The organism is Neisseria sp. HMSC068C12 (genome assembly GCF_001814095.1).
GTDB classification, from domain to species: domain Bacteria; phylum Pseudomonadota; class Gammaproteobacteria; order Burkholderiales; family Neisseriaceae; genus Neisseria; species Neisseria perflava.
The window spans coordinates 1-1,573 of the sequence record NZ_KV814826.1 but is presented as its reverse complement, the minus strand read 5'-3'; the positions used below and the strand labels follow the sequence as shown (position 1 = coordinate 1,573).

The following is a 1,573-nucleotide window of genomic DNA, read 5'->3' as shown; positions in this document are numbered from 1 at the left end:
TGCATTACAACCTGATGCGGTATTACGAGCCTGATGCGGGGCGGTTTGTGAACCAGGACCCGATTGGGTTGTGGGGGGGGCGAGAGTCTTTATTGGTTTGCTCCTAACAGCCAGATATGGATTGATCCATTGGGATTGGTTCATGAGAAAACTCCAGGCTACCATGTTTACGGATTATTTGATGTTGATCCAAATACCGGAAAAATTGCAGATAAGCCTTATTACGTTGGTATTACGAACGATACAGCGAGAAGGATTGCTGAACATCAAGATACAGGACGTTTGACCAAAGATGGCTTAACAAGAATGGAGCCCTTGCATCGTAATTTGACATATGGCCAAGCAAGGGGGTATGAACAAGCCTTAATTGAACATTACGATACAAAACATGGAGAGGTAGGAAAAGAAATTTCTCAAAGTAATAGACAGAATAAAATTAATTCTTTTGATATAAATAGCAAAACTCGTAGAAAATCTCGCCAAAAATATTTTATGAAGTTTCGAAATAAATTACTTAAAAAACTGAAAGGAAAGTGCAATGGATAGAGTAAATTTATGGGAGTGGGATAAGAAAACACGTACAATGTTAAGGTTTATTAAAGTGGGAGATATTCTTTGTTTTAAAATTAATGAACTTGAAGAAAAATATGGTTATGGGATTTTAATTGCTAAATTGGATGGCTGGTTTGCTTGTAAGATATATGATATACAACATACAAATCCTAATGTTATTACAGCGAAAGAAATAATGGAGGCTAAACAACTAGGAAAAATATTTATATTGGATGTATATAGTACATTGGATAATAAAAAACACATACAAAAGGGCGAATGGAGAATTTTAGGTCATTATGACAATTTTGAACTTACCCCTGATGAAATTAAGAATGTGTTTTTTGAATATGGACCAAGTGGCATGAAAAGAAAAATTGATTTGTTAGGGAATGATCAAGAAATTTCAGATAAAGAGGCAGAAGGATATCTACCTTACAGTCCAGTTACAGGAGATGATGCCAAAAGGTGGTATATAAAATACGAATAGTAAGCCGTAGTCTAGCAAAAACTTCAGTTCCGACATAGGGTATGCGCTACTCACGCTGTTTCTACTTTTCAGACGACTTCACTATCTTCTTTGAGGTCGTCTGAACTATTTGTTTTTGTTCTTTAACAATCTCAACCGACTACCCCGACGGTAGTCACGAAACCTTCGAATACGACCGCCTCAACCGTCTGACTGCCCACATCGACGGACTCGGTGCCAAAACCGCCTACGAGCTCGCAGTGGACGGACTGCCGATCAAACGCACCAACGCACTGGGCCATACCTTCGCCTACGCCTACGACAAAGCCCGCCGTCTGACCGTCCTCACCAATGAAAACGGCGAAACCTACCGTTTCGATTACGACCCGACCGACAACCTGATCCAAGAAACCGGCTGGGACGGCAAAATCACCGCCTACGGCTACGATGCCGCCGGACAACTGGTTCAGCAGACCGAATACGGTCAAAGCAATCATGAAGGCCGTCTGAAAGACCGTCCCGAGACTTGGCACATCCATCATTTCAAACGCA

General features: G+C 41.1%; 2 protein-coding genes and 2 pseudogenes. All 4 read left to right on the top strand.

Going from position 1 to position 1,573, the window contains the following annotated elements; translation table 11 throughout:
• Nucleotides 1-138 (top strand): annotated as a pseudogene (locus tag HMPREF2952_RS11070) (RHS repeat-associated core domain-containing protein); the annotation flags it as partial.
• Nucleotides 130-546, top strand: a complete 417-nt coding sequence (locus HMPREF2952_RS11410; RefSeq protein ID WP_210398400.1) for a GIY-YIG nuclease family protein — start codon at nucleotides 130-132, stop codon at nucleotides 544-546. The pseudogene HMPREF2952_RS11070 and the gene HMPREF2952_RS11410, both read left to right, overlap by 9 nt.
• The gene (locus tag HMPREF2952_RS09580; protein ID WP_070625520.1) at nucleotides 539-1,042 is read left to right on the top strand and encodes an Imm26 family immunity protein; all 504 of its coding nucleotides are present in this window, start codon (nucleotides 539-541) and stop codon (nucleotides 1,040-1,042) included. The genes HMPREF2952_RS11410 and HMPREF2952_RS09580 overlap by 8 nt, the downstream gene beginning before the upstream one ends.
• A gap of 239 nt (nucleotides 1,043-1,281) precedes the next feature.
• Nucleotides 1,282-1,573: pseudogene (locus HMPREF2952_RS09575) on the top strand (RHS repeat protein); the annotation flags it as partial.

Bases quoted from the DNA above. Each gene is read 5' to 3' on its own strand.
- HMPREF2952_RS09580 (WP_070625520.1), top strand. From the start codon at position 539: ATGGATAGAGTAAATTTATGGGAGTGGGATAAGAAAACACGTACAATG.